This window comes from Brevundimonas sp. (assembly GCF_023259385.1).
Classification (GTDB): Bacteria; Pseudomonadota; Alphaproteobacteria; order Caulobacterales; family Caulobacteraceae; genus Brevundimonas.
Genome location: NZ_JAHFPF010000209.1, coordinates 1 through 6324, shown reverse-complemented (window position 1 = coordinate 6324; position 6324 = coordinate 1). Strand labels below are relative to the sequence as shown.

8 protein-coding genes are annotated in these 6324 nt (G+C 66.9%); all 8 read left to right on the top strand.

The features are described 5' to 3' along the window. On the top strand, positions 1-468 hold a 468-nt coding region (locus Q0C81_RS14455; RefSeq protein ID WP_291839362.1), incomplete at its 5' end, for a MerR family DNA-binding transcriptional regulator. Positions 469-471: 3 nt separating this feature from the next. Continuing rightward, a complete protein-coding gene (locus Q0C81_RS14450) occupies positions 472-2259 on the top strand; it encodes an acyl-CoA dehydrogenase C-terminal domain-containing protein (RefSeq protein ID WP_291839359.1) in 1788 nt (595 codons plus the stop codon). Between the two features lie 94 nt (positions 2260-2353). After that, positions 2354-3517 carry an acyl-CoA dehydrogenase family protein gene (locus Q0C81_RS14445; protein WP_291839365.1) on the top strand — a complete coding sequence of 388 codons (1164 nt, stop codon included), beginning with the start codon at positions 2354-2356 and terminating at the stop codon, positions 3515-3517. A gap of 35 nt (positions 3518-3552) precedes the next feature. Beyond that, on the top strand, positions 3553-3861 hold the full coding sequence (locus Q0C81_RS14440) for a hypothetical protein (protein WP_291839356.1): 309 nt from the start codon (positions 3553-3555) through the stop codon (positions 3859-3861). A gap of 57 nt (positions 3862-3918) precedes the next feature. Continuing rightward, positions 3919-4101 carry a hypothetical protein gene (locus Q0C81_RS14435; RefSeq protein WP_291839353.1) on the top strand — a complete coding sequence of 61 codons (183 nt, stop codon included), beginning with the start codon at positions 3919-3921 and terminating at the stop codon, positions 4099-4101. A gap of 73 nt (positions 4102-4174) precedes the next feature. After that, positions 4175-4969 (top strand): hypothetical protein, encoded by a 795-nt coding sequence (locus Q0C81_RS14430; protein WP_291839349.1) that lies wholly within the window; start codon positions 4175-4177, stop codon positions 4967-4969. A 25-nt stretch (positions 4970-4994) separates the two neighbouring features. Further along, entirely contained in the window at positions 4995-5714 is a 720-nt protein-coding gene (locus Q0C81_RS14425) for a 16S rRNA (uracil(1498)-N(3))-methyltransferase (protein ID WP_291839346.1), read from the top strand. Positions 5715-5907: 193 nt separating this feature from the next. After that, the coding region (locus Q0C81_RS14420) for a glutamate-cysteine ligase family protein (protein ID WP_291839343.1) at positions 5908-6324 on the top strand (417 nt) is incomplete at its 3' end.

Genomic DNA, 6324 nt, shown 5'->3' with positions numbered 1-6324 from the left:
CACCGCACCTATTCGATCCGCCAGCTGTGCCGCGAGTTCAGCGCGACGGCGCGCGCCCTGCGGTTCTACGAGGACAAGGGCCTGCTCAATCCGGCCCGCAAGGGTCAGACGCGCGTCTACGACGCCCGCGACCGCGCCCGCCTGAAACTGATCCTGCGCGGCCGCCGCATCGGCTTCAGCCTGCAGGAGATCCAGTCGATGCTGGATCTGTACGACCGCAAGGATCACAACGCCCACCAGATGGCCGTGGCCCTGCGCCAGCACCGCGCCCAGATCGCCGCGCTGAAGCAGCAGTTGGACGACATCGAGGGCGCCATCGAGACGGCCGAGCAAGCTTGCCAATGGATGGAGGAGAAGCTGGGCGAGTTCCGCCCCGACCTCCTGCCCGGCGCCGAGGAATACGCGACCCTGATGAAGGCTCGCCTGAACATCGACCACCACCACCAGCCCTTCAAAGCGAGAGCCTGACGCATGGCCTACAAAGCCCCCGTCCGTGACCTGACGTTCATCCTGAACGAGGTGCTGGAGATCGACCGCTACACCAACCAGCCCGGCTTCCAGGACGTCTCGTCCGAGCTGGCGCAGCAGATCCTCGAGGAGGCCGCGCGCTTCTCGGACGAGGTCATCGCCCCGATCAACAATCCGGGCGACAAGGAAGGCTGCCACTGGTCCGAAGGCGGCGTCGTCACCACGCCCAAGGGCTGGAAGGAAGCCTATCACCAGATGGTCGAGGCCGGCTGGCCCTCGCTGATGATGGATCCGGCCTACGGCGGCCAGGGCATGCCCTCGGTCATCGGCTCCGCCGTCGGCCAGTTCACCGCCGGCGCCTCGGCGGCCTTCTCGATGTACCCCGGCCTGACGGCCGGCGCCTGGGCGGGCATCCACGCCAACGCCTCGGAAGAGCTGAAGCAGAAATACCTGCCCAAGATGGCCACCGGCGAATGGACCGGCACCATGAACCTGACCGAGCCGCAGTGCGGCACCGACCTGGGCATGGTCCGCACCAAGGCCGTGCCGAACGGTGACGGCAGCTATTCGATCACCGGCCAGAAGATCTGGATCTCGGCGGGCGAGCACGACTTCGCCGACAACATCATCCACACCGTCCTGGCCCGCGTTGAAGGCGCGGTCCCGGGCATCAAGGGCCTGTCCCTGTTCCTGGTGCCCAAATTCCTCGTCAACGAGGACGGTTCTATCGGCGAGCGCAACACGCTGGAATGCGCCGGCCTCGAGCACAAGATGGGCATCCACGGCAACGCGACCGCAGTCATGCAGTACGACGGCGCCAAGGGCTGGCTGATCGGCGAGGAAGGCCGGGGCATGAACAACATGTTCGTGGTCATGAACGAGGCCCGCCTCGGCACTGGCCTGCAGGGCCTGGCCATCGGCACGGCCGCCTACCAGGCCGCCGTCGAGTTCGCCAAGGACCGCCTGCAGGGCCGTTCGCTGACCGGACCGAAGAACCCGGACGGCCCCGCTGACCCGATCATCGTCCACCCCGACGTGCGCCGCATGCTGCTGGAGGCCCGCGCCTTCGTCGAAGGCGGCCAGGCCTTCATCCTGTGGACCGCGCTGCAGTCGGATCTGGAGAAGTCGGAAGACGAGGCCGTCGCCACCAAGGCCAAGGACTACATGGGTCTGCTGACCCCGGTGCTGAAGGCATATCTGACCGACAAGGGCTTCCACGCCGCCTCGCTGGCCATGCAGGTCCACGGCGGTTCGGGCTACACCGAACACTTCCCCGCCTCCCAGTATCTGCGCGATGCGCGGATCACCATGATCTACGAGGGCACCAACGGCATCCAGGCGCTGGACCTGGTCGGCCGCAAGCTGCCGTCGGCGGGCGGGCGCGCCATCATGAGCTGGTTCGGCGACATCGACGCCTTCGTGGCGGAGCACAACGACGCCGGCGAGACGGTGAAGCCCTTCATCGACGGCCTGGCCGACGCCAAGAAGAAGCTGCAGGACGGCACCATGTGGCTGATGCAGAACGGCATGGCCAACCCGGACAACGCCGGCGCCGGCTCGACCGACTATCTGAACATCTTCGGCATCACCGCCCTGGCCTATGTCTGGGCCCAGATGGCCATCGCCGCCCAGAAGCAGATCGACGCCGGTTCGTCCGACCCGTTCTACGCCGCCAAGCTGCAGACCGGCCGCTACTTCGTCGAGCGCATCCTGCCCGACGCCGCCGGGCACCTGGTCAAGATGAAGACCGGCGCCGACGTGCTGATGGCCATGCCGGCGGACTCGTTCTGACGGCGGATTTGACTGCCGTGGCGTGACGCACGCAGTCACGGACTGAAACGACCCTCCCTCGCCCGGCGAGGGAGGGACAATGCCGAGTGAAGCCATGAACGTCCTCAACAGCCCCGACCCCGCCTTCATGCAGGAAGAGGAGATCACCCTCTTCTCCGACTCCGTCGGCAAATGGATCGACGAGCATGCGCCGCTGGAGAATGTCCAGCAGTGGATCGCCGACTCCTCGGTGCCGCGGCAGCTGTGGAACGACGCCGGGGACGCAGGCCTGCTGGGCCTGTCGATGCCGGAAGAGGACGGCGGCTTCGGCGGCGACTACCGCCACGAAGTCGTGCTGATGCGCCAGCTGGGCTGGAAGGGCGCGGACCACTTCGGCATCTCGCTGCACAACGCGATCGTCATGCCCTACGTCTGGCACTACGGCACGGCCGAGCAGAAGGCGCGCTGGCTGCCCCGCCTGCAGACCGGCGAACTGGTCGGCGCCATCGCCATGACCGAGCCGGGCGCGGGCTCGGACCTGCAGGGCGTGAAGACCACGGCCATCAAGTCGGGCGACCACTACGTCCTGAACGGCTCCAAGACCTTCATCACCAACGGCCAGCTGGCCAACTTCATCATCGTCGTCGCCAAGACCGACCCGGCCGAGGGCGCCAAGGGCACCAGCCTGATCGTCGTCGAGACCGACGGCGCGGAAGGCTTCGAGCGCGGCCGGAACCTGCACAAGATCGGCATGGAGGCCAACGACACCTCCGAGCTGTTCTTCAACGACGTGAAGGTCCCCGCCGAGAACATCATCGGCGGAACCGAGGGCCAGGGCTTCATCCACCTGATGCAGCAGCTGCCGCAGGAACGGCTGAACATCGCCATCCAGGGCGTCGCCGCCGCCGAGCGCGGGCTCAAGGAGACGCTGGCCTACGTCAAGGAGCGCAAGGCCTTCGGCAAGCGCGTCATCGACTTCCAGAACACCCAGTTCAAACTGGCCGAGGTCAAGACGAAACTGACGGTCGCCAAGGTCTTCGTCGACCACTGCATGGGCCTGCACCTGGACGGCAAGCTGGACGCCGCCACCGCCTCGATGGCCAAATACTGGGTCACCGACATCCAGGGCGAGGTCATCGACGAGATGCTCCAGCTGCACGGCGGCTACGGCTACATGAACGAGTACCCGATCGCCCAGCTGTACAAGGACGCCCGCGTCCAGCGCATCTACGGCGGCACCAACGAGATCATGAAGCTGCTGATCGCGCGGACGCTGTAGCGCGACCCAGCTCACGACATGATAGCGTTCGCCACATGTGGAGCTTTCTGGCGGACCTGATCTTCGGGCCCCGTTCGTCGAGTGACGATGGGGGCGATCATCCGAAATGGGATGTCGTCTGGCGCAGAGATCGCACCGATGGCGTCGCCTGGGTCGAGGTCATCCGGCGCCCTGATGGCCTGTTCTATTTCGTCGAGTCCGTCCGCGAGTACGTGCGCGACCCCATTTTTGGAGACTATGAGTCCGAAGGTCCGCTCCAGACCTCGGGGCTCTATGCGTCCGCCGAAGATGCGGAGCGGGAAGCGTTCCTGGAGGTTTCCTGGCTGCGTCAGGTTCGGGATTGATCCACATTCAGCCGCTTGGTCGACGCGCGCGGAGGTTCCGATTATGGGATCGGTCCAATGACCGCCCATAGCGAACACGATCTCAGAGAGGCGCTGCGGGCGATCGAGTCGACCCTGTCCAAATGCGAAAAGGCCTTGGCCCGTCTCACGCCCGGCACGGCCCAGCACACCCTGCTCACGCGCAGGATCGCGGCCTTCACGATCGCCATCGCGCTTCTCAGGGAGAAGCTGGGCGAATAACCTGCTGATCCACGGTTGCTTGCCCTCTCGCGGCGGCCGTCGGATATTCGGCCTGGGCGAGTTGCGAGGGGCCATGAAACGTCGTCACACGGCATGCGCGGCTCTCGTCGTCGGCCTGTTGCTGTCACAGGGCGCCGTCGCTGAGGACGCGCGGATCACGCCGAAGCTGTCCACGACCCTGCAGCGGACCTGCCAGGGCGAGGCGACCCGGCTCGTGCTGATGGACCAAGGCCAGGCCGTGGCCGACGCCCAGCCGACGATCGAGCGGCAAACGCGTCGCTTCCGGGCGTCACGCGCGCCGGACGGGTGGGCTTTCGAGCACTCGGTGATCACGCCATCCAACGAGTCGACGCTGCGCTTCGAAACGGCGCCCGGTGGAGCCGTGACCACGGCGGACATGTCGGGACCGTCCGTGGACGCCCTGCCGAGAAACCAGATGTACGCCCTCGCGACCGCCACGGCCGAGGACGTTCCCGAGCGGCTGCTCCTCGGTCGGTCTTTCGCGGTCGGCGACAGCTACTATCCGGAGGACCTGCGGCGGAATCTTCTCACCCGGGCCGGCGCGGGCATGGGCCTGCCCTTCGCCGTGAACGGATCGGTCGACATGCGGTACGAGGGCCAGGTCGAATTCGAGGGCCGACGCGCCTGGCGGTTCGCAGGCCGCATCACGGCGAGCGGGTCCGGCGAGGTGTCAGGCGCCGCCATCGCGGTCGACCATGGGACCGAGGCTGTCATTCTGCATGACGCGGAGACGGGACTGGTCCTGAAGTACGACACCCGGGCCGACACCCACATCTCGCGCGATGGGCGGCCCTTCCGTCATTTTCAGAAGACCGACGCCTTCACCTGCGAGATCATTCCGCGGTGAGCGTGGTGTCGGGTATCAAAGCGCCATGACCCGCCCCCACATCCCCCAGCCCCTGTCCCCCGGGGCCGCGCTCGCGCCGACGCTCGACCAGTCGCGCTACCTCACCCAGGTGATGCGGCTGAAGGCCGGGGATGAGCTGCGGGTCTTCAACGGCCTGGACGGCGAGTGGCGCTGCACCATCGCCGAGGTGTTGAAGAAGGGCGCCGTGCTGCGCGCCGAGGAACGGGTGCGCGACCAGATCAATCCGCCCGACATCCACCTGCTGATCGCCACGGTGAAGAAGGCGGCGCTGGAGTTCGCGGTGGAGAAGGCGACCGAGCTGGGCGCCGCGCGGATCCGGCTGGTGACCACCGCCCGGACCCAGCCCCAGCACCTGCGCCTCGACCGGCTGGACGCCATCGCCGAGGAGAGCGCCGAACAGACCGGACGGCTGGACGTGCCGCTGGTGGACGAGCCGTCGAAACTGGATGCGATCCTGGACAGCTGGGACGTCTCCCGCCGGCTGATGTTCTGCGACGAGACCGGCGGGGAGCCGGCGATGAAGGCCCTGCAGGCCGCGGGCGGATCGTCCTGGGCCGTGCTGATCGGGCCTGAGGGCGGCTTCACGCCCGAGGAACGCGACCGGCTGCGGGCCCTGCCCTTCACCACCGCCGTCTCGCTGGGACCGCGCGTGCTGCGGGCCGACACCGCCGCGACCACCGCCCTGACCCTGTGGCAGGCGGCCCTCGGCGACTGGGACCGCTGATCCGACCGGAATTGACGTATCGGCGAGGCAGAATACAGCACGATGGAATCGCACTGTTCGCACTCTTCGCACCCGTTTTTTTCCGCCACGAGTCCGACGAAACCGCTGTCGGGACCGTTCCAATTCCGCCTGCCCCTTGAGCAAGCGCCGCTTCCCGCCCATCTAGCCGCGACACGAGGGGCTTGAGACATCCATGGCCGACACCGCGCCGCTTTCCCGCGAAGACCTGATCGGGGCCATGTCGAAGGGCGCCAAGCCTCGCGACCAGTGGCGCATCGGCGCCGAGCACGAGAAGTTCGGCTTCGACCGTTCGACCCTGCGCCGCCCGACCTATGAAGGCCCGAACGGCATCAAGGCGATGCTGGACGGCCTGACCCGCTTCGGCTGGGACAAGGTCTATGAAGGCGAGAACGTCATCGCCCTGGAGCGCAAGAACAGCGAGGGCATGACCGCCTCCATCAGCCTGGAGCCCGGCGGCCAGTTCGAGCTGAGCGGCGCGCCGCTGAAGGATGTCCACGACATCTGCAACGAGACCGGCCAGCACCTGATGGAGGTCAAACAGGTCGCGGACCAGATCAACCTCGGCTTCCTCGGGACCGGCTTCGATCCG

Coding starts and splice junctions, on each gene's coding strand:
- Q0C81_RS14450 (WP_291839359.1), top strand. CDS start 472: ATGGCCTACAAAGCCCCCGTCCGTGACCTGACGTTCATCCTGAACGAG.
- Q0C81_RS14445 (WP_291839365.1), top strand. CDS start 2,354: ATGAACGTCCTCAACAGCCCCGACCCCGCCTTCATGCAGGAAGAGGAG.
- Q0C81_RS14440 (WP_291839356.1), top strand. CDS start 3,553: ATGTGGAGCTTTCTGGCGGACCTGATCTTCGGGCCCCGTTCGTCGAGT.
- Q0C81_RS14435 (WP_291839353.1), top strand. CDS start 3,919: ATGACCGCCCATAGCGAACACGATCTCAGAGAGGCGCTGCGGGCGATC.
- Q0C81_RS14430 (WP_291839349.1), top strand. CDS start 4,175: ATGAAACGTCGTCACACGGCATGCGCGGCTCTCGTCGTCGGCCTGTTG.
- Q0C81_RS14425 (WP_291839346.1), top strand. CDS start 4,995: ATGACCCGCCCCCACATCCCCCAGCCCCTGTCCCCCGGGGCCGCGCTC.